10 protein-coding genes are annotated in these 23,730 nt (G+C 74.5%); 2 read left to right on the top strand and 8 right to left on the bottom strand.

The window, feature by feature from the left end; translation table 11 throughout:
• Positions 1-38: 38 nt before the first annotated feature.
• The 6 genes from ACH4F6_RS13195 to ACH4F6_RS13170 all read right to left on the bottom strand — a co-directional run bounded on the left by ACH4F6_RS13195 (position 39) and on the right by ACH4F6_RS13170 (position 17,135).
• Complete coding sequence (locus ACH4F6_RS13195) at positions 39-242, bottom strand: MbtH family protein (protein ID WP_397960194.1); 204 nt, start codon at positions 240-242, stop codon at positions 39-41.
• A gap of 124 nt (positions 243-366) precedes the next feature.
• Complete coding sequence (locus ACH4F6_RS13190; RefSeq protein WP_397960193.1) at positions 367-7,371, bottom strand: amino acid adenylation domain-containing protein; 7,005 nt, start codon at positions 7,369-7,371, stop codon at positions 367-369.
• Entirely contained in the window at positions 7,368-15,275 is a 7,908-nt protein-coding gene (locus ACH4F6_RS13185; protein WP_397960192.1) for an amino acid adenylation domain-containing protein, read from the bottom strand. The genes ACH4F6_RS13190 and ACH4F6_RS13185 overlap by 4 nt, the downstream gene beginning before the upstream one ends.
• Entirely contained in the window at positions 15,272-16,276 is a 1,005-nt protein-coding gene (gene sbnA / locus ACH4F6_RS13180) for a 2,3-diaminopropionate biosynthesis protein SbnA (protein WP_397960191.1), read from the bottom strand. The genes ACH4F6_RS13185 and sbnA overlap by 4 nt, the downstream gene beginning before the upstream one ends.
• 27 nt (positions 16,277-16,303) lie before the next feature.
• On the bottom strand, positions 16,304-16,552 hold the full coding sequence (locus ACH4F6_RS13175; RefSeq protein ID WP_397960190.1) for a hypothetical protein: 249 nt from the start codon (positions 16,550-16,552) through the stop codon (positions 16,304-16,306).
• A 322-nt stretch (positions 16,553-16,874) separates the two neighbouring features.
• Positions 16,875-17,135: a hypothetical protein gene (locus ACH4F6_RS13170; protein WP_397960189.1), complete on the bottom strand. Its 261-nt coding sequence runs from the start codon at positions 17,133-17,135 to the stop codon at positions 16,875-16,877.
• Between the two features lie 252 nt (positions 17,136-17,387).
• Between ACH4F6_RS13170 and ACH4F6_RS13165 the strand changes: the two genes are divergently transcribed.
• Positions 17,388-18,353 carry a LuxR family transcriptional regulator gene (locus ACH4F6_RS13165; protein WP_397960188.1) on the top strand — a complete coding sequence of 322 codons (966 nt, stop codon included), beginning with the start codon at positions 17,388-17,390 and terminating at the stop codon, positions 18,351-18,353.
• 1,152 nt (positions 18,354-19,505) lie between these two features.
• Here ACH4F6_RS13165 and ACH4F6_RS13160 read toward each other — a convergent pair.
• A complete protein-coding gene (locus ACH4F6_RS13160; protein ID WP_397960187.1) occupies positions 19,506-20,282 on the bottom strand; it encodes an ABC transporter permease in 777 nt (258 codons plus the stop codon).
• On the bottom strand, positions 20,275-21,237 hold the full coding sequence (locus ACH4F6_RS13155) for an ATP-binding cassette domain-containing protein (protein ID WP_397960186.1): 963 nt from the start codon (positions 21,235-21,237) through the stop codon (positions 20,275-20,277). Before ACH4F6_RS13155 ends, ACH4F6_RS13160 begins: the two co-directional genes overlap by 8 nt.
• Before the next feature lie 231 nt (positions 21,238-21,468).
• On the opposite strand from ACH4F6_RS13155, the gene ACH4F6_RS13150 reads away from it, so the two are divergent.
• Positions 21,469-23,697 (top strand): MMPL family transporter, encoded by a 2,229-nt coding sequence (locus tag ACH4F6_RS13150; RefSeq protein ID WP_397960185.1) that lies wholly within the window; start codon positions 21,469-21,471, stop codon positions 23,695-23,697.
• Positions 23,698-23,730 lie beyond the last annotated feature (33 nt).

Raw genomic sequence — 23,730 nt, 5'->3', positions numbered from 1 at the left:
CGTTCCTTTCCTGGGTGTGGGGTGGTGCGTCGGTGCGGTCAGCTCGCCCGGACGAGGCTGCGGGGCCGCAGGTCGGTCCAGGTCCGCTCGATGTGGTCGAGGGCCTCGGCGCGCGAGGTGTCCGACAGGACGGCCTGCCAGCCGTCGGGTATCTGTGCGAACGCCGGCCACAGGCAGTGCTGTCCCTCCTCGTTGACCAGCACGTGAAATGTCCCGGCCTCGTCGTCAAACGGGTTTCCCATTACCGGACGTGTCCCTTCTTTTTCCACGGACGCGGGCACACTCATCCCGCGCGGGCATTTCATGGAACGACTTGGATGCGGAATTCGGGATTCGGAATTCGGAATGCGCTTCCGCTGTCGGGTCTCATTCCATGACGTCGGTGAGCACGCGGGCGACGGCCGCCGCCGGAGCGGCGTCGAGCATGCCGTCGTGATCGGCGTCCACCTCGTGCCGGACGATCCGGCCGGCGATGTGGGCGGCCCAGACGGCCTCGGTCGGCGCGTGCGTGTCGCCTCCTCGCGTTGCCGCGAAGAAGTGCATGTCGCCCTGGTGGAGGCGGGGTCGGTGGGTGACGGCGAGGCCGTCGAGGGCCCGGATGACGCGCAGCAGCCGGGTGTACTGGCCGTCGGTCAGCTCCGTCAGCGCGTCGCCCGCGGCGCCGAGCCGGGCGCGCAGTTCGTCGCTCAGCAGGGTGTCGTCGGGGACCTCGTCCGCCGTCGCGCCGCCCGTCCGCGCCGGGAAACCGTCGAGGTTCGCCAGCAGGGCGACCTCTTTCCCGGACTCCACGAGCTGGCACGCCATTTCGTGGGCGACCAGGCCGCCGAACGACCAGCCAAGAATATGGTACGGGCCGTCCGGCTGGATTTCCACCATTCTCTCGACGTAGTGGGCGGCCATTTCCGGTACGGAATCCGGCTGCGGGGCGTCGTGCTGGATCCCGCCGGCCTGGAAGGCGTACACGGGCGTGTCCGGAAGGTGCGCGGCGAGGGAGAGGAAGGGCCAGCCGAGGCCGACGCCGCCGTGCACGCAGAACAGCGGCGGACGGCCGCCGTGCGGGCGGATCGGCAGGACGGGCGCGAAGGCGGCGTCCCCGGAGGTGTCCGCGCCCTCCCCGGCCGTGCGGACGGCGACGCCGGCCAGGGCGGCGGCCGTGCGGTGCACGAAGACGTCGGCCGGCGTGAACCGCACCCCGGCCGCCCTGCCGCGGCCCACCAGCCGGATGGAGCGGATCGAGTCACCGCCGAGCGCGAAGAAGTCGTCGTCGGCGCCGACCCGTTCGACCCCGAGGGTCCGGGCGAACAGACGGCACAGCAGCTCTTCCAGCGGGGTGGCCGGGGCCCGCCCCGCCGCGGGGGCGGGGACGGCGGGCGCGGGCAGCCGTCCCCGGTCCACCTTGCCGTTCGGGGTGAGCGGCAGGGCGTCCAGCGGCACCAGGGCGGCCGGGACCATGTAGTCGGGCAGCCGGCGGGCCAGGTGGGCGCGCACCTCGGTGAGGTCGCCGGCCGCGTCCGCCGCCACGACGTACCCGACCAGCCGGTCCTCGCGCACGGTCACGGCCGCCTGCGCCACGTCCGGGTGGTCCGCCAGCGCGGCCTCGATCTCGCCGAGCTCGATGCGGAAGCCGCGGACCTTGACCTGGTGGTCGACCCGGCCCAGGTAGTCGATCGTGCCGTCGGCGCGCTGCCGCACGAGGTCGCCGGTGCGGTACATCCGGGCGCCCGGGGCGTCCGTGTACGGGTCGGCGACGAAGCGTTCGGCGGTGAGGGCGGGACGGCCGTGGTAGCCGCGGGCCAGACCGACGCCGCCGATGTACAGCTCGCCGGTGGCGCCGGCCGGGACCGGCCGCAGGTCGGGGCCGAGGACGTAGGTGCGGTTGCCGCCGAGGGGGCGGCCGATGGGCGGGGTGCCGGTGCCGTCCAGCGCGGCGGCGGTGGACCAGATGGTGGTCTCCGTCGGGCCGTACAGGTTGGTCAGCTCGCGGGTGGCGGCGGCCAGCCGGGCGGCGAGCGCCGGGCTGATCGCCTCGCCGCCGGTCAGCGCGTGCAGCCCCGCGAGGGCGTCCGGGTGTTCGGTGACCAGGGCGTGCCACAGGGTGGGCGTGGCCTGCATGACGGTGGCGCCCGAGGTGCGCAGCAGCGCGGCCAGGGCGTCCGGGTCGCGGACGGTGTCATGGCCGGCCAGGACCAGGCGGGCGCCGGACACCAGCGGGCCGAACAGCTCCAGGTTGGCGATGTCGAAGCCGAAGGTGGTGACGGCGACGAACCGGTCGTCCTCCCCCAGGCCGAGGCGCCCGCGCAGGTCGGCGACGAAGTTCGCGAACGCCGCGAACGAGATCACCACGCCCTTGGGGCGGCCGGTGGAACCGGAGGTGTAGATGGTGTACGCGGCCTCGGCGGGCGCCGGGCTCCCGGTGAACCCGGGTGCGTCCGGGACGGGTTCGTCGAGCAGCAGGCGCGGTACGGTGTCCAGGGCGGGCAGGTCGCCGGCCACGTCCGCCGTCGTGAGGACCAGCACCGGCCCGGCGTCCTCCACCACGTACCCGATGCGGTCCGACGGGTAGGCCGGGTCGATCGGCAGGTAGGCGGCGCCCGCCTTGTGCACGGCGAGGACGGCCTCGACGAGTTCCGCCGACCGGCGCAGCGCGACGGCGACGAGACTGCCCGGGCCGGCGCCCCGGGCGCGCAGGGCGCGCGCGAGGCGCGAGGCCCGCTCGTCCAGCTCGCGGTAGGTGAGCCGCCGGTCCTCGAAGACGAGGGCGGTGCGGTCCGGGTGGGCGGCGGCCCGCTGCTCGAACCAGTGGTGCGGGGGCCCGTCGTAGGGGTGCGCCGGGGTCCGGTTCCACTCCTGGAGGAGGGTCTCGCGCTCGCCGGGCAGCAGGGCGGAGACCGCGCCGATCGGCTGGTCGGGGGCGGCGGTCAGGGCGTCGAGGAGGTGCGCGAACCGGTCGGCCAGGCGCCGTGCGGTGTCCTCGGCGAACAGGTCGGCGCTGAACTCCAGCCGGCCGGCCAGCCCGGCGGGCGCGCCCGCGCCGTCGTGGTCCTCGGCCAGGTCGAAGGCGAGGTCGAAGCGGGCGCCCCCGGTGGCCGTGGAGCCGAACTCGACGTCCAGACCGGGCAGTTCGAGGCCGGGGCGGGTGTTGTTGTGCAGGGCCAGCAGGGTCTGGAACAGGGGGTGCCGGGCGAGGGAGCGGGCCGGGGCGAGGGCCTCGACGAGCTTCTCGAACGGCACGTCCTGGTGGGCGTAGGCGGCCAGGTCGGCCGTGCGGACGCGGTCGACGAGCTCGGCGAAGGTGGGGTCGCCGGAGACGTCGGTGCGCAGCACGAGCGTGTTGACGAAGAAGCCGACCAGGTCGTCCAGGGACTCGTCGGTGCGGCCGGCGACCGGGGTGCCCAGGGGCACGTCGTGGCCGGCGCCCAGCTTGGCGTACAGGACCGCCAGGGCGGCCTGCAGGACCATGAAGAGGCTCGCGCCGCGGCGCGCGGCGAGGGCGGCGGCCCGGCGGTGCGTCCCGGCCGGGACGGCGAAGTCCACGGCGGCGCCCCGGTGGGAGGCGACCGCGGGCCGGGGCCGGTCGGCGGGCAGCTGGAGTTCGTCGGGCAGTCCGTCCAGGGCCTTGCGCCAGAAGGCGAGTTGCTCGCTCGCCACGCTGCCCGGGTCGTCCTCGTCGCCGAGCAGCTCCCGCTGCCACAGCGCGTAGTCGGCGTACTGCACGGGCAGCGGGGCGAAGCGCGGGGCCGTCCCTCCGGCCCGGGCGCGGTAGGCGGTGCCGAGGTCGCGGGCGAGGACGGCGTTGGACCAGCCGTCGGCGGCGATGTGGTGGATCACGACGGCGAGCAGGTGCTCCTCGTCGCTCCGGCGGAACAGCGCGGCCCGCAGCGGGAGTTCGGCGGTGAGGTCGAAGCCGCGGGCGGCGAGGCCGGCGACGTCCGCGCCGTCCGCGCCGTCCATGCCGTCCTCGAACAGCGGCAGGTCGACGTCGGCCGACTCCAGCACCCGCTGGTACGGCTCCCCGTCCGCCTCCGGGAACACGGTGCGCAGCGCCTCGTGCCGCGCGACGACGTCGTTCAGGGCGGCGCGCAGCGCGTCCCGGTCCAGCGTCCCGGTCAGCCGCAGCGTCCAGGGCAGGTGGTAGGCGCCGGCCGTCCCCGCCATCCGGTTCAGCACCCACATCCGCCGCTGGGCGTACGACAGCGGCGGCCGTTCGGGCCGTACGGCGGGCGCGAGCGCCGGCCGGGCCGGTCCCTCGGCCGTGCGCAGGCGGGCGGCGAGGCGGGCCGGGGTGGGCTCCTCGAAGAGGAGCGCCATGGGGATCTCCGCGCCGAGGAGCGCCCGGACCCGGCTGATCAGCCGGGTCGCGAGCAGCGAGTGCCCGCCCAGGTCGAAGAAGTCGTCGTCGGCGCCGACCCGTTCGACGCCGAGGACGTCGGCGAAGGCCCGGCACAGGGCGGCCTCCTGCGGGGTGCGCGGCTCCCGGCCGGCGACGCCGGCCAGGTGCGGGGCGGGCAGGGCTTTGCGGTCCACCTTGCCGTTCGGGGTGAGCGGCAGCGCGTCCAGGACGACGACGGCGGACGGCACCATGTACTCCGGCAGCAGCCGGGCCAGTTCCTGCTTCACGCGCGCGGGCTCCGTGTCGCCGGCGACGTGCGCGGCGAGGCGGGCGGTGCCGGTCTCGCCGAACACGGTGACCACGGCGTCCGTGACGCCGGGCAGGGTGCGCAGGACGGCCTCGACCTCGCCGAGCTCGATCCGGTGGCCGCGCACCTTGACCTGGTGGTCGCGCCGCTCCAGGAACTCCAGCCGCCCGTCCGCGTGCCGCACCACCCAGTCGCCGGTGCGGTACATCCGCGCCCCGGGCACGCCCGCGAACGGGTCGGCGACGAACACGGCGCCCGTCCGCCGGGCGTCGCCGAGGTACCCGCGCCCGACCCCGCGCCCGCCGACGTACAGCTCGCCCGGCACCCCGGCGGGCACCGGACGCAGCGCGTCGTCGAGGACGTACAGCCCGGTCGCGCGCACGGCCCGGCCGATCGGCGCCCGGACGTCGCCCAGGCCGGCCGTGTCGGCGATCAGGGCGTGGGTGACGTCGTCGGAGCACTCGGTGGGGCCGTAGGCGTTGACCAGCGGGATGCCGGGGAAGCGGGCGAGCCAGCGGTGGCACAGGTCGGCGGGGAGCGCCTCGCCGGTGACGACCAGGTGCCGCAGCGGGGCCAGGGCGGGCGGGCGCGCGCCCGCGTCCCAGGCGTCCAGCGCGGCCCGCAGCAGCGAGGGGACGACCTCCAGCACGGTGACGGCCTCGGCGTCGGCCAGCGCGAACAGCGCCTGCGGGTCGGCGGCGGTGGAGCGGGGCACGACCCGCACCCGCCCTCCGCCGGCCAGCCCGGCCAGCATCTGCCACACGGAGATGTCGAAGGTGACGGGCGCGTTGTGCACCAGCACCGTGTCCTCGTCCAGCCCCAGGTCCTCCACCTTGGCCAGCAGGTGGTTGACCATGCCGTCCCGGTGGACCATGGCGCCCTTGGGGCGGCCGGTGGACCCCGAGGTGAAGATGACGTAGGCGAGGTCGAGGGGGCCGCCGGGGGCCGGCGGGAGGGCGGCGGGGGGCAGGGCGGAGACCCGGGTGACGGGGACGCCGGGCGTCGGCGCGTCCGGCGCGGTGGGCGTGGCGGCGGCCGCCAGCACCTCGCGGGCCGCGTCCTCGTGCTCCTCGTCCACCAGCAGGTGCCGTACGCCCGCGTCGCGGACGAGCGCGGCGCTGCGGGCCGTCGGGGCGTGGACGTCGAGGGGGACCCAGGCGGCGCCCGCCGCGAGGGTGCCGAGGACACCGGCGACGAAGTCGCAGCCGGGGGCGGCGAGGACGCCGACCAGCGAGCCGGGGCCGAGTCCGGCGCCGGAGAGGTGGGCGGCGATGCCGCCGGCGCGCTCGGCCAGCTCGCCGTAGGTGAGCCGCTCGTCCTCGTCGGCGACGGCCTCGGCGCCGGGGCGGGCGGCGGCCAGCTCCCGGACGCGGGCGACGACGTCGGTGAACGCGTCCGGGCGGGCGCCGGCCGGCAGGTCCAGCACCTCCTCCCCCGGCAGCAGCGTCCCGATCCGGCCGAACGGCGTCTCCGGCTCGGCGACCGCCGTCCGCAGCACCCGCTCCAGCCGGGCGGCGACGCGCGCGGCCTCCTCGGGCGCGTACGTGCCCGGGTTGTAGGAGACGGTCAGCCGCAGGTGGTCGCCGGGGATCGCCATCAGGCTCAGCGGGTAGTGCGTGGCGTCCTTCGCCGCCAGGCCGGTCACCGCGAGGCCGGGGACGGGGTCGCGCAGGGCGTCCGCGTCCAGCGGGTAGTTCTCGAAGACGAGCACGGTGTCGTACAGCTCGCCCAGGCCCACCGTCCGCTGGATGCGGGCGGCGCCCAGGTGCTGGTGGGGCAGGAGGGCGGCCTGCCGGTCCTGGAGCCGCGTGAGGATCTCGGGGAAGGTCAGGGAGGGGTCGAGCGGCACCCGCACCGGGACGGTGTTGATGAACAGGCCCACCATCGACTCGACGCCGGGCAGCTCCGGGGGCCGTCCGGAGACGGTGCCGCCGAAGACGACGTCGCTGCGGCCGGTGAGCGTGCCCAGGACGGCGGCCCAGGCGCCCTGCACCACGGTGTTCAGGGTGAGTCCGCGCTCCTTCGCCCAGGCGGTGAGCTCGGCGGTGAAGCCGGCGGGCAGGTCCAGGACGTGGTGCTCGGGCAGCCGGGAGCCGGCCGTGCCGCCCGGGGCGACGAGGGTGGCCTCGGTGAGCCCGTCCAGCGCCCGGCGCCACGCGGCCTCGGCCCCGGCGTCGTCCTGCCGGGCGAGGTGGGCGAGGTACGCCTTGTAGGGGGTGACCGGCGGCAGGGCCGCCGCCGGGTCGCCGTACAGCGTGAACAGTTCGCCGATGATGAGCGGCATCGACCAGCCGTCGAACAGGATCTGGTGGGCCGTCAGGACGAAGCGGTGCGCCTGCTCGCCCGTGCGCAGCAGCCGGAACCGCAGCAGCGGCGGGCGTGCCATCTCGAACGGGCGCAGCCGGTCCTCCTCGGTCAGCTCCTCGACGGCCGCCGGGGTCCGGCCCCGCACGTCGTCCTCCCGCCAGGGCAGGACGGCCGTGCGCGGCACGAGCTGGACGGGCTCGCCGTTGTCGCGGTAGCGGAAGCCGGCCCGCAGGTGGGGGTGGCGGTCGAGGAACCGCTCGGCGGCGGTCCTCAGCCGGGCCGCGTCCAGTGGTCCGGACAGGTCCAGGACCAGCTGCACGGTGTAGACGTCCAGCTCCCTGCGTCCGGAGACCGCGTGGAAGAGCAGGCCCTCCTGGAGCGGGGTGAGCGGCAGGACGTCGCTCAGGTTGGATCGTCCTCGTGTCACAGGGAGGCCCCCCAGTCGTCCATCTCGTTCTCGAATGCGTCCAGTTCGTCCTGGCTCAGCGCGATCAGGTCCACGTCGCTGGGCGTGTGGCCGCCCGCGTCGGGGCCCTGGGCGTGGGCGACGAGCGCCCGCAGCGCGCGGAACCAGCCCTCGGCGACGTCGGCCGCGTCGGCCTCGTCGAGCAGCTCGCCCGGCCAGGTCCAGGCGGCGGTCAGGCGCGGCCCGTCCGGCCCGTCCTCGGTGAGGGCGTTCAGGCCGAGCACGTGCGGCAGCGGCAGCCCCGGGTCGGCGCCCGCCGCGATCAGCGGGGACTCCGCGGTGGTCGCCCAGTCCGCGTCCGTGGGGGCGGGCAGCCGGCCCAGGTAGTTGAAGCCGAGCTGCGGGGTGCGCTCCAGGCCGGGGTGGGCGGCCAGGTGGCGCAGGACGCCGTAGCCGAGGCCGTGGTCGGGCACCGACCGCAGCTGCTCCTTGACCTGCTTGAGCACCCGCCCCGCCGCCGGCCCGCCGGCCCACACGTCGGCCCAGTCGGGCGTGCCCAGGTCGATCCGCAGCGGGTAGGTGGTGGTGAACCAGCCGACCGTGCGGCCCAGGTCGATCCCGTCGGCGATCTCCTCGCGTCCGTGGCCCTCCATCTCGACCAGCACCGCGCTCCCCTCGCCCCGGCCGCGGCGCCGCCAGTCGGCGACGGCCAGCGCGTAGGCGGTGACGAGCACGTCGTTGATCTCCGCGTGGAAGGCGGCGGGCAGGTCGGTGAGGACGGCCCGGGTCACCTCCGCGTCGAGGGTGAGGCGCAGGGTGCGGGCGGTGGCGTGGGTGTCCCGGGCCGGGTCGAGGGGGCGTGCCGCGAGCAGCGGGTCGGGGGCGGACAGCGTCCGCCGCCACGCCTGCGCCTCGTCCGCGCGCCGGCCGGAGGAGGCCTCCTCGGCGAGCAGGCCCGCCCAGTGCCGTACGGAGGTGCCGACCGGCTCCAGCCGCGCCGGTTCGCCGGCCGCCGCCGCCTCGTGGGCGCGGCGCAGGTCGTCCAGGAGGATCCGCCAGGAGACGCCGTCGCAGACCAGGTGGTGCAGGGTCAGCACGAGCCGTCCGGGGCGGTCGGCGCCCGCGTCGAGCCAGGTGGCGCGGAGCACGGTGCCGTCGCGGGGGGCGAGGCGCTCGGCGTTGGCCCGCGCGACCCGCCGTACGGCGTCCGCCAGGCCCGGCGCGTCGAGGCGGGCCACGTTCTCCCGGCTCAGCAGCCAGGGCGCGTTGACCGAGCCCGGCTCGCGCACCTTCGGCGTCCAGGAGCCGTCGGTGTCGTCGACGGACAGCCGCATGCGCAGGGCGTCGTGGTGGTCGATGACCGTCTGGAGGGCGGTGGCGAGGGCGGGGCGGGTGGTGCCGGCCGGGGTGCGCACGACGACCGCCTGGTGGAAGGCGTCGTACGGGCCGTCGAGGCCGCGCAGCCAGTGCATGATCGGAGTGGGCGCGAAGGCGCCGACGCCGTCGTCCGTGCCGCGCACGGCCTGCTCCTCGACCGGCCGGGCGACGACGGCGAGCGCGGCGGGCGTGCGGTGCACGAACACGTCCTGCGCGGTGAGCAGCAGACCCGCCGCCCTGGCCCGTCCGACGAGCTGGATGGAGCTGATGGAGTCGCCGCCCAGGTCGAAGAAGCCGCTGTCCGCGCCGACCTCGGCGAGGCCCAGGACCTCGCCGAACACCGCGCACAGCACCCGCTCCTGCTCGGTCGCCGGGGCCCGGCCGCGCGTCGCGTCCGTGTAGTCCGGCGCGGGCAGGGCGCGGCGGTCGAGCTTGCCGTTGGTGGTGAGCGGCAGGCCGTCCAGGGTCACCACGGCGGAGGGGACCATGTAGTCGGGCAGCCGCCCGGCCACGTGGGCGCGCAGGGTCGCCGGGGGCGTGGTCGCGCCGGCCGCCGGGACGACGTAGCCGACGAGCCGTCTGTCGCCGGGCCGGTCCTCGCGGACGACGGCCGCGGCCCGGTCCACCCCGGGGTGGGCGAGCAGCGCCGCCTCCACCTCGGCCAGCTCGATGCGGAAGCCCCGCAGTTTGACCTGGTCGTCGGCGCGGCCGACGTAGTCGAGGGTGCCGTCGGCCCGCCAGCGCACCAGGTCGCCGGTGCGGTACATCCGGGCGCCGGGGGCGCCGTGCGGGTCGGTGACGAACCGCTGGGCGGTCAGGTCGGGGCGGCCGAGGTAGCCGAGGGCGAGGCTCGCGCCGCCGACGTACAGCTCGCCGGTCACCCCGGCCGGGACGGGCCGCAGGTCGTCGTCGAGGACGTGCACGACCGTGCCGGCCAGCGGGGTGCCGATGGGCGGCCTGCCGCCGGGCACCAGCGGGGCGCTGACGGTGGCGCAGACGGTGGTCTCGGTGGGGCCGTAGGCGTTGAGCAGCGTGGTGTTCGCGGCCCACTTCTCCACCAGCGCGGGCGGGCAGGCCTCCCCCGCCGTGATCACGGTGGTCCCGGGCGGCACCGGGCGGTCCTCCGGCCAGGCGGCCAGCACGGCCGGCGGCAGGCACACGACGTCGATCCCGGCGTCGGCGAGGTAGGCGGCCAGCGGGTCGCCGGGGCCGCGCTGCTCCTCCGTGGCCAGCACCAGGACCGCGCCGGTCACCAGGGTGGTCAGCACCTCCCAGGCGGCCGCGTCGAAGCTGAGCGAGGCGAACTGCAGCACGCGCGTGCCGGCCCGCACCCCGAACCGCCCGGCCTGCGCGGTCAGCGCGGCGGCGGACGCGTGGGCGACGACCACGCCCTTGGGGCGGCCGGTCGAGCCCGAGGTGTAGATGACGTACGCCGGGTCGCCGGGCCGCGGGCCGCGCTCGGGGGCGCGGGTGGGCCGTCCGGCGAGGTCGGCGAGGGTGGCGTCCGCGTCCAGCACGAGCGGCTCGGGAGCCGTCGCCGGGACCCGGCCGGCCACGGCCGCCGTGGCGAGCACCGCGGCCGGGCGGGCGTCGTCGAGGACGTACGCGATGCGGTCGTCGGGGTAGGCGGGGTCGACCGGGAGGTACGCGGCCCCGGCGGCCAGCACCGCGAGCACCGCCGTGACGGTGTGCGCGGACCGGTCCGCCACGAGCGCCACGACCTTCCCGGGTCCGACGCCCCGCTCGGCGAGCAGGTGCGCGAGCCGGTGCGCCCGGTCGGCCAGGTCGCCGTAGGAGACCGTCGTGCCGTCGGGCAGGGCCAGCGCGGGCCGGTGCGGGTCGGTGGCGGCGCGGGCGGCGAACAGCCGGGCGACGGTGGTGGGTTCGGGGGCCTGCACGGCCGATCCGTTCCACTCGGAGAACAGCCGCCGGCGCTCCTCGGGCAGCAGCGCGTCGAAGCCGCTGAGGGCGGTGTCCGGCCGCTCGGTCAGGGCGCGCAGGAAGCTCACCAGGCGGGCGGCGACCGACTCGGCCGTCGCGTGGGTGAACAGGTCGGCGCTGTACTCCAGCAGACCGCCGACGCCGGCCGGGCGGCCCCGGTCGTCCTGCTCCTCGGTGAGTTCGAAGGCGAGGTCGAAGCGGGAGGTGCCGGTGGGGACCGCACCGGTCTCGGCGCGGGTGCCGGGCAGGGCGAGGTCGGCCGGCGCGTTGTTCTGGAGCGCCAGCAGCACCTGGAACAGGGGCTGGCGGGCCAGCGAGCGCTCCGGGTTGAGGGCGTCCACCAGCCATTCGAAGGGCACGTCCTGGTGGGCGTAGGCGGCCAGGTCGGTGGTGCGGGCGCGGGCGATCAGGTCGCGGAAGGTGGGGTCGCCGGAGACGTCGGTGCGCAGCACCAGCGTGTTCACGAAGAACCCGACCTGCCGCTCCAGCGCCGCGTCCGTGCGGCCCGCGACCGGCGTGCCCAGCGGGATGTCGGTGCCGGCGCCCAGCTTGCGCAGCAGCGCGGCGAGCGCGGCCTGGAGCACCATGAAGGTGCTGGCGCCGGTGGCGCGGGCGAGCGCGGTGACCGCCTCGTGCAGGTCGCGGTCCAGACGGAACGGCACCTGGCCGCCGCGGTGCCCGGGCAGCGCGGGGCGCGGGAAGTCCGTGGGCAGCTCCAGCTCGTCCGGGATCCCGGCGAGTTCCGCGCGCCAGAAGGCGAGCTGGCGGGCGGCGAGCGAGCCGGGGTCGGCGCTGTCGCCGAGCAGCTCCCGCTGCCACAGCGTGTAGTCGGCGTACTGCACCTCCAGCGGCGCCCAGGCGGGGGCGTCGCCCCGCATCCGGGCCGTGTACGCGGTGCGCAGGTCCTCGGCGAGCGGCAGCACCGACCAGCCGTCGCCGGCGATGTGGTGCAGCACGACCAGCAGGACGTGCTCCTGCGTCTCCTCGTCGCCGGCGGCCGGCAGCGCGAACAGCTCGGCCCGCAGCGGCAGGTCCACGGCGAGGTCGAAGGGGCGTACGGCCCGCTCGGCGAGGGTCTCGGCCAGGTCGTCGGGGGCGATCTCGGTGACCGGCAGCGGGGGGCGGTGGGCGCCGGCGTCCAGGATCACCTGGACGGCCCGGCCGTCCTGCTCGGGGAAGACCGTGCGCAGCGACTCGTGCCGGTCGACGACGTCCCCGAGGGCCGCGGCGAGCGCGTCCCGGTCCAGCCGGCCGGTCAGCCGGATCGCGCGCGGCAGGTGGTAGCCGACGGCCGCGCCGGCGTCCAGCCGGTCCAGGAACCACAGCCGCTGCTGGGCGAAGGAGAGCGGCAGCTCGTCGGGGCGCTCGTGGGCGGTGACGGCGGGGCGCGCGGCGGTGGCCTCGGTGAGCTTCCCGGCGAGTTCGGCGACGGTGGGCGCCTCGAACAGGACCCGCACCGGCAGTTCCGCGCCGAGCAGCGTCCGGATGCGGCTGATCGCCCGGGTGGCCAGCAGGGAGTGGCCGCCGAACGCGAAGAAGTCGTCGTCGATGCCGACCTGTTCGACGCCGAGGACCTCCGCGAAAACCGCGCACAGCACCTGCTCCTGCGGGGTGCGGGGACGGCGGCCGGTCTGTCCGGCGGCGAGGTCGGGCGCGGGCAGCGCCTTGCGGTCCACCTTGCCGTTGGGGGTCAGCGGCAGCCGGTCCAGGACCACGAACGCGGCCGGGACCATGTAGTCGGGCAGGGTGCCGGCGAGTTCCGCCTTCACCTCGGCGACCTCGACGTCGCCGGTGACGAACGCGGCCAGCCGGGTGGTGCCGGCGCTGTCCACGGCGACGTCCACGGCCGCGTCGGTCACCCCGGTGACCTGGCGCAGCGCGGCCTCGACCTCGCCGAGTTCGATGCGATGGCCGCGGATCTTGACCTGGTGGTCAACCCGCTCCAGGAACTCCAGCCGGCCGTCGGCGCGGTTGCGCACGCGGTCGCCGGTGCGGTACATGCGGGCGCCGGGCGTGGTCGCGAACGGGTCCGCGACGAACACGGCCGAGGTGCGGCGCGGGTCGTCGAGGTAGCCGCGGCCCACGCCGACGCCGCCGACGTACAGCTCGCCGGGCGCGCCGACGGGCACGGGGCGCAGGCCGTCGCCGAGGACGTAGAGGCGGGTGTTGCGGATCGCGGAGCCGATCGGGGTGTGGACGTCCCCGAGGTCGGCCTCGGAACGGATGAAGGCGTGGGTGACGTCGTCGGAGGCCTCGGTCGGGCCGTAGGCGTTGACCAGCGGGACGTCGGGGAAGTGCGCGAACCAGCGGCGGCACAGGTCGGCGGGGAGGGCCTCGCCGGTGACGACGAGGTGGCGCAGGGAGGTCAGGCGGGGCCGGCGGGCGCCGCTGTCCCAGTCGTCGACGGCGGCCCGCAGCAGCGAGGGCACGACCTCCAGGACGGTGATGTCCTCCTCGTCGACCAGCGCGAACAGGCCCTGCGGGTCGGCGGCGAGCGAGCGCGGCACGACCCGGGTACGGCCGCCGGAGACGAGCGCGGCGAGCATCTGCCAGACGGAGATGTCGAAGGTGACGGGCGCGTTGTGCACGACGGTGTCGGCGGCCGTCAGCTCGAGGTCCTCCACCTTGGCGAGCAGGTGGTTGACCATGCCGGCCCGGTGCACCATGGCCCCCTTGGGGCGGCCCGTGGAACCGGACGTGAAGATCACATAAGCCAGGTCGTCGCCCGTGCCCGCAGCCGCGACAACAGGCGCCGCACCAGGCGCGTGGGCGTCCGTCGGGCCGTCGGACGGCTCCCCCTCGTGGAGTTCGACGATCTTCGGCCAGTGCTCGCCGGCCGCCAGCAGCTGGTGGGCGTACCCCTCGCGGGCGGAGCTGAACAGCAGGGCGTCGGCGCCGCTGTCGGCGAGCAGGGCGGCCCCGCGGGCCACCGGCGCGTGCACGTCCAGCGGGATCCAGGCGGCCCCGGTGGCGAGCACCCCGAGCACGGCGGCGACGAACCGCGCGCCCGGGTCGGCGACCAGCGCCACCAGCGAGCCGGTGGACACCCCCGCCCCGGACAGCCGTGCGGCCACCTCGTCGGCCCGCGCGCACAGCTGCGCGTACGTCAGCCGCACGGTCCCGTCGTCGACGGCGACCGCGTCCGGGCCGGCGGCGGCCAGTTCCCGCACCCGCTCCACCACGTCGGTGAAGCCGCCGGTGCGCACGGTGGCGTTCCAGTCCTCCAGCACGACCTGCCGCTCGGCGGGCAGGGTGACGTCGACGCGGCCCAGCGGCAGGCCGGCCGGGGCGAGCGCGAAGCTCTCCAGGTAGCCGAGCAGCCGCTCGCCGTGCGCGGCGAGCTCCTCGTCCGTGAACAGCCCGGGGTTGGCGTCCAGCCGCAGCGTCCAGCGCCCGTCCGGCGCGTCGAGGTAGATCATCTGGATGCCGGGGACCGGGCCGGTGGAGTGGTTGTGCAGCCGGGCCGTGCACTCGCCGAAGACCAGGTCGGCGCCGGACTCCAGCACGTTGACGGTCGGCCCGTACGACAGCTCGGCGTCCGCGGACAGACCGAGCTCACGGCGCAGCCGGTCCCCGCGGTAGCCCTGGTGGCGCAGGGTGGTGCGCAGCTCGGCCGCGGTGTGCTCCAGGAGGTCGTCGCGGGTCAGCGCGGGGGTGACGTCCAGCGGCAGCGGCAGGAAGTTGGCGCGCATGCCGGGGACGGTGCGGGCCGCCGACGTGGAGCGGGCCGGCACGGGCAGGGTCAGCAGGACGCGGCTGCCGCCCGTCACCTGGGCCAGGTAGGAGGCCGTGGCCGCGACCAGCGCGGCGGGCAGGGTGACCCGGCTCTCCCAGGCGACCCGCTCCAGCCGGGTCACGGTCGCCGCGGGAACGGGGGAATTCCACCGCAGCGTGTGCCGCGCCCGGGTGGGGCGGCGCGGGGAGAGCCGGGTCGGCTCGGGGGTCTCCGGGAACCGGCCGGCCCAGAACCGGGCGTCCCGTTCGTGCTTCGCGGAGCCGAGGTAGGCCTGCTCGTCGTCGACGAGGACGCGCAGCGCGGGCAGGGCCCCGCCCGTGCCCTCGCCGGCGTACAGCTCGGCGAACCGCCGGTAGAACGGGGTCCGGCTGAAGCCGTCCAGCAGGATGTGGTTGGCCGAGACGTAGAACCGGTGGTGCTCGTCGGCGAGCCGGTGCAGGTCCCAGCGCACGGCGCCCGCGTCCAGCGAGGAGGGCCGCGCCAGGTCGTCCGCCATCAGCCGCGCGGAGACGGCCTCGGGGTCCGCCTCGCCGCGCAGGTCGCGGACGGGGACGGTGGGCGTGGCGAGGGGCCCGGTCGGGTGGGTCGGTTCGGCGGGGTGGAGACCGCCGGCCACCTCGGTCGCGCCGGTGAACTCCCGGATCGTCTGCACGGCCTCGCCGTCGCGCTCCGTGAACACCGCGCGCATGGCGTCGGTCTCCGCGAGCAGGAGCCGCCAGGCCGCCTCGAAGCGGGCGGGGTCCAGGGGGCCGTGCAGGTCCAGGTGGTCGGCCATGGTGAAGACCGGGTTGCCGGGGTCGAGCTGCTGGGCGTACCACATCTCCCGCTGCGCGAGCGAGAGCGGCAGTTCGTGGCTGAACGACTCGCTCATCGTTGATTCACTCCAGAAGTGGCGGGGGTCGGTCCGGTTCCGAGGCCGAACTCGTCGAGGCCGTAGATGTCCTGGACCCAGTTGCTCTGGTAGATCGTGTCCAGGTAGCGATCACCGAGGTCGGGGGAGATGGCCACGGCGGTGACGTCCTCCCCGGGCCGGTGCTCGGCCAGCCAGCGCACCGCGCCGTTGACGACCGTCCCGGTCGAGCCGCCGAAGAGGAACCCGCTGCGCGCCAGCGTGTGACAGGTGCGGATGGTCTCGATCTCCGGCACGTGCACCATGTCGTCGACGTACGACTCGTCGAAGAGGGCCGGCCGTACGCCGGCGCCGAGGCCGGGGATCATGCGGGGCCCCGCGGGCCCGCCGAAGGTGACCGAGCCGACGCTGTCGACGCCCACCACGGTCACGCGGGAGCCGGGGCGGTCCTTGAAGTAGCGGGCGCAGCCCATCAGGGTGCCGGTGGTCCCGGCGCCGACGAACAGCAGCTCCAGTCCGGGGAACTGCTTCTCGATGGCCGGCGCGGTGGTGCGGTAGTGCGCCATCCAGTTGTTGGCGTTGGCGTGCTGGTTGAGCCACAGCACCCGCTCGTCCTCGGAACACAGCGCCCGCACGTGGTCCAGCCGGGCGCCCAGGAACCCGCCCGCGCCGGTGGCCTCGGTGATGACGTGCACCTCACCGCCGAGCGACTCGATGGCCTGCCTGGTCGTCAGGTTCGTCCGGGCGTCCACGACGCAGATGAAGCGATAGCCCTTGGCCGCGGCGATCATGCTGAGCGCCAGGCCCAGATTGCCCGACGAGGACTCCACCAGAACGGAGTCCGGTCCCAGCGCGCCGCTTCGCTCGGCCGCGTCGATCATGGAGGCGGCGGCCTTGAGCTTCACCGAACCGGCGAAGTTGAAGGCCTCGCACTTCAGATAGAGCGGCCATCCGTACAACTGCCGCAGGTCTACGAAGAGGTCCTCTTCGTGGAACTCCTGCGGGGTACCGATGATGGGCACCGTGCCCGCCCTCCCCCGTCCGCTCCGTCAGGACCACTCGGGTTCGCCGCACAGCCCCGCCAGCACCGGGAGGGACCCGAGGAACGAGGTGAGGTCCTGGACCGCGACGCCGACCGCGGCTCCGGCGTCCGTGGTGGCGGCATCGGCTCTCACGCCGTTCACGGTCCCGGTGTCCGCCGGCCCGGCGAGCACCTGGGCGGAGGCCGAGGCGGCGCCGAACGAGAACGCGGAGAGGACGACGGCGGTGCAGGCTGCAATTCGGAGCGTAGACCGCATGGCAATTCCTCGATTCAACTCGTGGGAAAATTTCGGAGGCGCCCGCTCGGAGTTTCCCTGCGGTAATCCGGGGCATCTCGTCCGATGGAACGATTCTTACGTCGCGTCACCCGCTGGTTAAGGCTTTTCGCTGTCAGGGTCCTGCCGTGACAACGTCATGCCAGATTGTTTTCCGGGGCAGCGGGAAAAGGGAATTGTCGATTCCCTGAACAACGTGTGAGGGTGCGGGCCAAAAGGAGCCCGGCATTCCGGGAATCCACGGAGCCGGCGCCCTCGTCGACGCCGGCCCGCGGGCGGGGGACACGAGGTCCACCGGGCCGGTTCAGTCCGGGACGGACTCCCGGATCACCCAGCCGCGCAGCGACTCCCCCCTCAGGGACCGCATCACCACGCGGCGGGCGGCCGCGTGGGCGGCGGCCTGCGTCGCCGCGGTGAAGAAGAGCACGAGGTCGGCGCCGTCGACACCGACCTCCGCGTACACGTGCTGGAGACCGTCCTGGGCGCCCGCCACCTCCCGCACGGACCGGCGCAGCTCGCCGTCGTCCAGCGACCGGAGACCTCGGGCCAGGCGCACGTTGATCATGTACATAGCGTGCTCTTGATCGTGTACATAGGAAGTTCTCCCGGCTTGGCCGACAATCGGTCAACTTGGGCCGCATTCACGCCACAGGTGTCTCATTCCGGTAGGCCAGCCCCTGGCTGTCACTGACGATCTACCTAGCCCGCGGGGGCGGGACCGCAGGGAGACCGGTGCGTGGTCCAATACGTACATAGGGGGCGAAGAGTGTTGCGGATACTCGGGTTGGCTTCGGATGCCGAGAGTCTGTATCGAGCCATGATCGGCGAACCCCATCTGGACGTGCCGGGGCTCGCCGCTCACCTGGAGTGGCCCGTCGAACGGGTCCGGCACACCCTCGACGAACTGGCCCGGCTCGCCCTGGTCCGCCCCTCGGGCGACTCCCCGGGCGAGCTGCTCGTCGTCAACCCCGAGCTGCGACTGACCGCCCTGCTCACCCAGGAGGAGGTCCGGCTGGCCGAGCGCCAGCAGGAGATCGCCAACAGCCGCCAGGCGGTCACGGAGATCATCGACAGCTACCACAACGCCGTCCGCAACCAGCGCGGGCTGGAGGTGGAGCGCATCACCGGCCTGGAGATGATCCGGGCCCGCCTGGAGGAGCTCTCCCAGGAGTGCGCCGAGGAGCTGAGCGCGTTCATCCCGCTCAGCCGGCAGCCGGCCGACTCCCGCCGCGCGGTCCGCCCGCTCGACGAGAACCTGCTGGGCCGCGGGGTCCACATGCGCAGCATCTATCTCCAGGGCTCCCTCAGTGACCCGGACATGACCACGCACTTCGACTGGCTGACCGACCTCGGCGGCCGGGTGCGCACGGTGGCCACCCTGCCCCTGCGGCTGATCATCTTCGACCGGCGTGTCGCCATGGTGCCCTCCGACCCGGAGAACACCGCGTCCGGCGCCCTGCTGCTGCGCGGCAAGGGCCTGGTCTCCGCCCTGTGCTCGCTGTTCGAACACGTCTGGGAGGCCGCGACCCCGTACGGCCAGGAGCCGATCATGGACAGCCGTACCGGACTGTCCAGCCAGGCCCGCGCGATCCTCAGCCTGCTCGCCCAGGGCTACACGGACGACGTCGTGGCCCGCAAGATCGGGGTCTCCGTACGCACCTCGCGCCGGATCACGGCCGAACTGATGAGCCAGCTCGGCGCCCGCAGCCGCTTCCAGGCCGGCGTCCTCGCCGGTGAACGCGGCTGGCTGCGCGGGGCGACGGCGGAGGGCGGGCCGAGCTGAACCCGGCCGCGGCGGCACCGACGGCCTGAACCCGGGACACCCCACCACCCCGGACCACCCGGACGCCACGGGCGTCCACGCCGGCGCGCGGCAGGAAAGACGCGAGACGGGTCGCGGCGACGCGGGCGAGGGGACTCCCCCCGACGCCCCCGACAGGACGACCCGCCACACCGCCCCGACCGATACAGCCCACCCCGGCGAAACGGCCGAGACAGCCCACCCCGACGACACGGTCGAGGCAGCCCGCCCCGAGGACACGAGCAGGGCGACGCCCCCGGACGGTACGGACAGAACAGCCCGCCCTGGTGACACGAGCAGGACAGCCCACCCCGGCGAAACGGCCGAAGCAGCCCGCCCCGAGGACACGAGCAGGGCGACGCCCCCGGACGGTACAGGCCGAACAGCCCGCCCTGGTGACACGAGCAGGACGACGTCCCCGGACGGTACGGACAGAACAGCCCGCCCCGGCGACACGAGCAGGACAGCCCGCCCCGGCGAAACGGTCGAAGCACCCCACCCCGGCGAAACGGCCGAGACAGCTCTCCTCGACGACACGGTCGAGGCAACCCGCCCCGAGGACACGAGCAGGGCGACGCCCCCGGACGGTACGGACAGAACAGCCCGCCCCGGCGACACAGGCAAGGCAGCCCACCCCGGCGACATGAGCAAGGCTGTCCGCCCCGGCGACACGAGCAAGGCTGTCCGCCCCGGCGACACGGGTGGAGTGACGCCCCCCGGTGACAGCGGCAGCGACGGAACAGCCCGCCTCACCCGCACGGACGTGACGGCCCGCCCCGGCGACACGGCTGCGTCGACGCGTCGTGTCCTCGCGACCGGGACAGCCCGGCGCGGCGACGGAAGCAAGACAGCCCGCCGGGGCGACACGCCGAGAACAAGCCATCGCCTCGGCACCGACGTGCCGGGCCGGCCCGACCGCGCGGCTGAGGCGGCTCGCACGCGCGACGCGGGTGCGGCAGGCCGTCGTAGCGGCGGGGCGAAGATCGGCCACTCCCGCGGCAGCGGAGACGCACGGCACCCGACCTGCGCGGACGCGGAGGGCCGGGACGGCGACGCGGGTGGGGCGGGACACCGCGGCGGGGCGGACGGGGCGGGTGCCGCAGCCGTGTCTCCGGGCGCCACGACACCCACCCCTCACCGCGCCGCGGCCGTGCGGAACGCCCGCAGCGCCAGCGGCACGATGACCGCCAGCAGCACGCCCAGCGTGAGCAGCGACGCCAGCTCGGGGTGGCGGACCGGCAGGCTCGCCCCCTCGGAGGCGGGCGCGTTGTGCCACAGCACCCGGCAGGCCTCGGCCACCGAGCTGACGGGGTTCCACTCGGCCACCGTGCGCAGCCAGTCGGGCAGCCCGCGCAGCGGCATGAACGAGTTGGACAGGAACGAGAACACGACGAGCGCGAGCGCGGTGATGCCGTTGATGGCCTCGAGGTTGCGCATCACCAGCCCGATCAGCACCCCCAGCCAGAGCATCGTGTACGTGAACCCGAGGATCAGCCCCACGGCCGCGAGCGACTCCAGGAGCCCTCCGTGGATCCGCCACCCGACCAGCAGGCCGACCCCGGCCACCGCACCCATCGCGGCGACCGCGGTGACCAGGTCCGCCACCGTGTACGCGAAGAGCACCGAGGCCCGGGAGATGGGCATCGAACGGAACCGGTCGGTCAGCCCCGTCTGCAGGTCCGACGCGACCCCGATCGCGGTGGAGCCCACACAGGCCAGCCCCACCTGGGCGAAGACGCCCGCCATCACGTAGTCGTGGTACGCGCCGCCCTCGACGGTGATCACGCTGGCGAAGAGGTAGCCGAGGATCACCACCATCGCGACGGGGGTGAGCGACACCGCGATGATCTTCTCCGGGGTCCGCCGCAGATGCGTCATCTGCCGCCCCGTCAGGGACAGGACCTCACTCATCGCCGCTCTCCTTCACCTGGGCTCCCGCCCCCGTCAGTTGCAGGAACACCTCGTCGAGCGACGGCCGCCGCACGGCGAAGTCGGTGACCGGCACCCCGGACCGCTCGAGTTCGGCGGCCGCGCGGGCCACGCCCCCGATGCCGTCCGCGAGCCGGACCGCGATGCGGCGCGTCTCCCGGTCCACCACCGGCGCCTCGGACACCGCCCGGCCCAGTGCCGCCGCGGCCGGTTCGAGCGACTCGACGCCCTCGACGGCGACCTCCAGCCGCTCCTCGCCCACCTTGCGCTTGAGCTCGTCGGCGGTGCCCTCGGCGATCACCCGGCCGGAGCCGAACACGGTGATCCGGTCGGCGAGGAAGTCCGCCTCCTCCAGGTACTGCGTGGTCAGCAGCACCGTGACGCCCCGCGCGATCTGCTCGCGCACCTGCTGCCAGAGCGTGATCCGGCTCGCCGGGTCCAGCCCGGTGGTCGGCTCGTCGAGGAACAGCACCTGCGGCGAGGCGACGAGACAGGCGGCAAGATCCAGTCGCCGCCGCATTCCGCCGGAGTACGTCTTCGAGGGCCGGCCGGCCGCGTGCTGGAGGCCGAAGCCGTCGAGCAGTTCCTCGGCCCGTGTCCGGGCGCCGCGCTGGCCCAGTCCCATCAGCCGGCCGATCATGACCAGATTCTCACGGCCGGTCAGCAGTCCGTCGACGGCCGCGTACTGCCCGGCGAGCCCGATCCGGCGGCGCACCTCGCGGGGCCGGCGGACCACGTCGTAGCCCGCCACCGTGGCCCGGCCGCCGTCCGGCGCGAGCAGTGTGGCCAGCGTGCGGACGGTGGTCGTCTTGCCGGCGCCGTTCGGCCCGAGCAGCCCGAGCACCGTTCCCGGCGGCACGGAAAGGTCGACGCCGGCCAGCACTTCGTGATCACCGAATCTCTTTTTCAACCCTTCGGCTTGAATGGCGAATTCCATGCCCCTCCCCGCCCTCTGTGGATCTTTCCCGATGTGTGTGTAATCCCTTTCCGACGCTGGAAGGTAGCAGGATAAATACCGGCCAGGTGCCCGTTTTGCCCGTTATGGCATGGCAGCACTCTGCAGGCGCAGCATGCTGCCTCCGGGAGGCCTACGAATGCCCCGGAACCCACGCCTAGCGTTTTGGAGAAGAAACCCCGCACCCCCCATGCCGCAGGAGAGAAGAAGCGAATGGCAGCCAAACGGAACCTCGCAGCCGCACTCGGCAGGTGGAGTGCCGAACACCGGAAGACCGCGGTGTTCGGCTGGCTCGTCCTGGTCGTTCTGGTGATGACGCTGGGCAGCGCCGCGGGCCAGGTCAACCTCACCGAGGCCGACTACGGCACCGGCGACTCGGGCCGCGCCGAGCGCATCCTCCAGGACGCCGGCCTGACCGAGCCCGCCGCCGAGCTGATCTACGTCCGCAGCGACGAACTCACCGCAGACAGCCCTCAGTTCACCAAGGCCGTCAGCGACACCGTGGACGCCGTCGAGGCCACCGGCCTCGCCACCCGCGTCCGTACCCCCGAGACCACGAACCTGGTCTCCGCCGACAAGCACGCCGTCCTCATCACGTACGACGTCAAGGGCGACCCGGACACCGCCGCCGACCGCATCCAGCCGGTCATCGACGCGGTGCAGAAGACGGACGACGCCCACCCGGACGTGACGCTCGGTCAGTACGGCGCCGGCACCGGCCTGAAGGCCATCAACGACAGCCTCGGCGAGGACTTCGTGCGCGCCGAGTACACCGCCCTGCCGGTCTCCCTGGGCATCCTGCTCGCCGTCTTCGGCGCGCTGGTCGCCGCCCTGCTGCCGATCGCGCTCGCGGTGACCGCCTGCGTCGGCGCGATGGGTCTGCTCGCCCTGACCAGCCACCTGGTCCCGGTCGACGGCATGACCAACTCCATGATGTTCCTGATGGGCCTCGCCGTCGGCGTCGACTACTGCCTGTTCTACCTGCGCCGCCAGCGCGAGGAGCGCGAGGCGGGCCGCGACAACGCCACCGCGCTGCAGGTCGCCGCCGCGACCTCCGGCCACTCCGTGCTGATCTCCGGCATCACCGTCTGCGTCGCCATGGCCGGCATGTTCCTCTCCGGCCTGACCGTCTTCGAGGGCTTCGCCATCGCCACCATCGAGGTCGTCGTCATCGCCGTGCTCGGCTCCATGACCGTCCTGCCCGCGCTGATGGCGATGCTCGGTGACCGGATCGGCGCCGGCCGCATCCCGTTCCTGGGCCGTCGTCGCGCCCGCCGCGCCGCGGCCGGCACCCCGCGGCGCAACAGCCTGCTGCTGCGCGGCGTCCTCGCCCGCCCCGGCGTCTTCGCCCTGCTCGCCGCCGCCCTCCTGCTCGCCCTGGCCGCGCCCGCGCTCGGCATGAAGACCGAGAAGCTCGGCACCGACAAGCTGCTGCCGGCCGACGACCCGACGGTGAAGGTCTCCCAGCAGATCGAGAAGGACTTCCCCGGCTCCCCGGCCCCCGCGAGCGTCGTCGTGCGGGCCGCCGACATCGACTCGGCGGCGATGAAGCGGGCCATCACCGACTTCCAGGCGAAGGCCGTGGCCTCCGGACAGACCGGCAAGTCCATCGACGTCACCGTCCACGCGAAGGAGAACATCGCCGAGCTGAGCGTCCCGCTGGCCGGCAACGGCTCCGACGACACCTCCAAGAAGGCCCTCACCACGCTGCGCGAGACGCTCGTCCCCGACACCTTCGGCAAGGTCGACGGCACCACCGCCCTCGTCCGCGGCGACCTCGCCTTCTCCGTCGACTACAACGACCAGCTGAAGAAGAGCATCCTGCCGGTCTTCGCCTTCGTCCTCGGCGTGACCTTCCTGCTGATGCTGTTCTCCTTCCGCTCCCCCGTCATCGCCCTCACCTCGATCGTCCTCAACCTGCTCTCGGTGGGCGCCGCCTACGGTGTGATGACGGCCGTCTTCCAGCACGGCTGGGGCGCGTCCCTGGTCGGCACGGAGGGCATCGGCGCGGTCGAGTCCTGGATGCCGCTGTTCGTCTTCGTGGTCCTGTTCGGCCTGTCCATGGACTACCACGTGTTCGTGGTCTCCCGGATCCGCGAGGCCTACGACCGCGGCGCCACCACCCGGGACGCCATCGCGCACGGCATCCGCTCCACCGCGGGCGTCGTCACCAGCGCCGGTCTGATCATGGTCGCCGTCTTCGCGGTCTTCGGCACCCTGGACATGCAGGACTTCAAGCAGCTCGGCGTCGGCCTCGCGGTCGCCGTCCTGCTGGACGCCACCGTGGTCCGCGCGGTCCTGCTGCCCTCGGTGATGCTCATGCTCGGCAAGGCCAACTGGGCGGCCCCCGCCTTCCTGCGCAAGTCCCGCCCGGACGGCGCCGGCGCCCCGGGCCCCGCCCCGGCGCCGTCGTCCCCGGAGCACGCGGCGGCAGGCCGATGAGCACCCCCCGGCACACCCCTTCGACGGAGAGGA

The organism is Streptomyces sp. NPDC017936 (genome assembly GCF_044328485.1).
Lineage (GTDB): Bacteria > Actinomycetota > Actinomycetes > Streptomycetales > Streptomycetaceae > Streptomyces.
Note: the sequence above shows the minus strand (reverse complement) of the source record. Positions and strands in the feature narration are given on the sequence as shown.

Excerpts from the sequence above, each read along its gene's own strand:
- ACH4F6_RS13195 (WP_397960194.1), bottom strand. The coding sequence starts at position 242 with ATGGGAAACCCGTTTGACGACGAGGCCGGGACATTTCACGTGCTGGTC.
- ACH4F6_RS13185 (WP_397960192.1), bottom strand. The coding sequence starts at position 15,275 with ATGAGCGAGTCGTTCAGCCACGAACTGCCGCTCTCGCTCGCGCAGCGG.
- ACH4F6_RS13175 (WP_397960190.1), bottom strand. The coding sequence starts at position 16,552 with ATGCGGTCTACGCTCCGAATTGCAGCCTGCACCGCCGTCGTCCTCTCC.
- ACH4F6_RS13170 (WP_397960189.1), bottom strand. The coding sequence starts at position 17,135 with ATGATCAACGTGCGCCTGGCCCGAGGTCTCCGGTCGCTGGACGACGGC.
- ACH4F6_RS13165 (WP_397960188.1), top strand. The coding sequence starts at position 17,388 with ATGATCGGCGAACCCCATCTGGACGTGCCGGGGCTCGCCGCTCACCTG.
- ACH4F6_RS13160 (WP_397960187.1), bottom strand. The coding sequence starts at position 20,282 with ATGAGTGAGGTCCTGTCCCTGACGGGGCGGCAGATGACGCATCTGCGG.
- ACH4F6_RS13155 (WP_397960186.1), bottom strand. The coding sequence starts at position 21,237 with ATGGAATTCGCCATTCAAGCCGAAGGGTTGAAAAAGAGATTCGGTGAT.
- ACH4F6_RS13150 (WP_397960185.1), top strand. The coding sequence starts at position 21,469 with ATGGCAGCCAAACGGAACCTCGCAGCCGCACTCGGCAGGTGGAGTGCC.